Source organism: Anoxybacillus sp. TBDG-1 (genome assembly GCF_054815885.1).
On the sequence record NZ_JBTZSY010000054.1, the window covers coordinates 1 to 2,650 of the forward strand.

Genomic DNA, 2,650 nt, shown 5'->3' on the forward strand with positions numbered 1-2,650 from the left:
TTCCTTCAAAAGGTAGCCCGTGATGACTTTTCATAGATTTTTTGACGCTACCTCATGTTTAATAACACTATACACCGTCGTGATAAACGTGACAACTTTTTTACAAATACATAAAAAGTCACAGGCAACATAAAAAACATATAGTATAATGTTACTATCAACAATATAAGGCAGGGAACATAATGGACATTTTGTATGATCGTACCGTCACGTGTCTTGTTTGCAAACAAACATATATAACGAAAAAAGTTCGTTCACGTTTCATCCGTCCGATTCAACATGACACTGACTTTTGTTCATATTATGCAATCGAAGAAGCGAATCCTCTTTTGTATTACGTTCATGTTTGTCCACACTGTGGATTTGCGGCAACAGAGGAGTTTTCGACATATTTCCCACCACAAACATTGGAAACAATCCAGCAAAATATTTGCGCCAATTGGCGTGGGAAAAACTACGGTGGAGCTCGAACATTTGCTGAGGCGATTGATACATATAAACTCGGTATTTATTCAGCCACATTGAAAAAAGAAAAACATATTGCACTCGCTGGACTTTATATGCGCCTCGCATGGTTGTATCGTTCAAAACAACAACATGAAGACGAAAAACGATTTATGCGATTAGCGCTCGAGCAATACATTGCTTCTTATGAAGCAGACGATTTTGTTCACACGCATATGTCCGAAGTGCGCTTATTGTACTTAATCGGAGAGTTATATCGTAGACTAGGGAAAGAAAAACAAGCGATCATTTACTTTTCACGCGTGATCGCACGAAAAAAAGAGACGATTGAGCAAGGGATCGTCAACATGGCTTACGACCGTTGGCAAGAAATTCGCGAAGAAAAAAAGGGGGCACAGTAGCCCCCTAAAACATTGGATTTTCCTCAATATATGCATAAACTCGTTCGACAAGTTGCTCCACATTCTCTGCTGTGACAATATCTCCATTTACCATCGCAAACAACGTATTGGCGCATTTCCCACAGTACCCTAAACACCCATACTCAATAATATCTAAATTAGGATCTTTCTCCAATTGTTCTAGTGCACCTTGGGATCCATTTGCTAAATTGCTTATACAAAATTCAACGATTGGTTTTAACAATATATTCACCTCAATCTTAATATTATAACACTTTCATCAAAAAAGATGTAATATTGACATGTAAAAATCAGCTTAATTATTCATGCTTCTCGAAAAAATGTTGTTATTTTGTCACAATTTCGTTATACTTTTAATGGTCGAATTTTATCAAAAGGGGAAAGCTTCCATGAGAAACCTCGTGCTACTTGGTGGCGGATACGGAAATATGCGCATCTTGCTCCGCATCCTTTCAAATTTACCAGAACATATTCATATTACATTAATTGATCGCGTTCCATACCATTGCTTAAAAACAGAATATTACGCTTTAGCTGCTGGGACAATTAGCGATCAACATATTCGCGTCCCGTTCCCAGAACACCCTCGCCTATCTTACGTGTTCGGTGAGGTCAAAAAAATTGATTTACGTCATGAAATTGTGCACCTTCAAGATGGGACATGCATTCCATACGATGACTTAGTCATCGGTTTAGGCTGCGAGGATAAATATCATGGTGTGCCGGGTGCAGACATTTTTACTTATAGCATTCAAACAATCGATAAAGCAAGAGAAACGTATCAAAAACTAAGCAACCTCCCACCGCATAGCATCGTTGGTGTCGTTGGAGCTGGATTAAGCGGTGTAGAATTGGCAAGTGAATTAGTTGAAAGCCGTCCAGACTTACACGTAAAACTATTTGATCGAGGCGCACGTATTTTATCTATGTTTCCTGAACGGCTAAGTCACTATGTAGAACAATGGTTTCATTCACATGGTGTTGAACTTATCCGTCAATCAAACATTACAAAAGTGGAGGAACATACGTTGTATAACCACGATGAAGCAATCCACTGTGATGCGATTGTATGGACTGCTGGTATTCAGCCGAATCGTGTCGTCCGTGAACTTCATGTTGAAAAAGACAGCCAAGGACGTGTCGTGTTGACACCGCGACATCATATTCCAAATATAGAAAATGTATACGTTGTTGGGGATTGCGCGAGCTTACCGCACGCCCCGAGCGCCCAACTCGCTGAAGGGCAAGCAGAACAAATCGCCCAAGTATTACAAAAAAGATGGAAAGACGAAGAACCACCAAGCGAATTTCCGCCAATTAAGTTAAAAGGTATTTTAGGATCATTAGGCAAAAAACATGGCTTTGGCCTCGTTGCCGATCGCCCACTAACCGGACGGGTTCCGCGCCTACTAAAATCAGGCGTCTTATGGATGTATAAGTACCATAACGGATATTAATTGCCTACATTTTTCGTATAAACATATGCTGTTTTTTGTTTGACACTATGGTATGATAAGCATAGCATAACAAAATAATGATCTTCTCATGCCGAAAACACCTTAGATTTTATTAAGGTGTTTTCTTTATACACATAACCAGTAGAAAGGAGGGATAAGTGTTGGAAGCGGTTCTCCAGCAAGTCCTCACAAAGTTAAACGAACTTCAAGCAGAAATGAATAACATGAAACAGACAATGGCTACAAAGCAAGATCTTGAAAACATGGCTACAAAAGAAGACCTCAAAGCCATGGCTACAAAGCAAG

The 2,650-nt window shown here is 39.5% G+C and carries 3 protein-coding genes; 2 read left to right on the forward strand and 1 reads right to left on the reverse strand.

Translation table 11 applies throughout. The features are described 5' to 3' along the window. Positions 1-182: 182 nt before the first annotated feature. Positions 183-866, forward strand: a complete 684-nt coding sequence (locus ACYQY7_RS12415; RefSeq protein ID WP_461202483.1) for a DUF2225 domain-containing protein — start codon at positions 183-185, stop codon at positions 864-866. A gap of 4 nt (positions 867-870) precedes the next feature. On the opposite strand, the gene ACYQY7_RS12420 is transcribed toward ACYQY7_RS12415, so the two are convergent. Further along, on the reverse strand, positions 871-1,110 hold the full coding sequence (locus ACYQY7_RS12420) for a YuzB family protein (protein WP_461202485.1): 240 nt from the start codon (positions 1,108-1,110) through the stop codon (positions 871-873). A gap of 166 nt (positions 1,111-1,276) precedes the next feature. On the opposite strand from ACYQY7_RS12420, the gene ACYQY7_RS12425 reads away from it, so the two are divergent. Next, positions 1,277-2,344, forward strand: coding sequence for an NAD(P)/FAD-dependent oxidoreductase (locus tag ACYQY7_RS12425; RefSeq protein ID WP_461202487.1), 1,068 nt, complete (start codon positions 1,277-1,279; stop codon positions 2,342-2,344). Positions 2,345-2,650: the final 306 nt, after the last annotated feature.

Coding starts and splice junctions, on each gene's coding strand:
- ACYQY7_RS12425 (WP_461202487.1), top strand. CDS start 1,277: ATGAGAAACCTCGTGCTACTTGGTGGCGGATACGGAAATATGCGCATC.
- ACYQY7_RS12415 (WP_461202483.1), top strand. CDS start 183: ATGGACATTTTGTATGATCGTACCGTCACGTGTCTTGTTTGCAAACAA.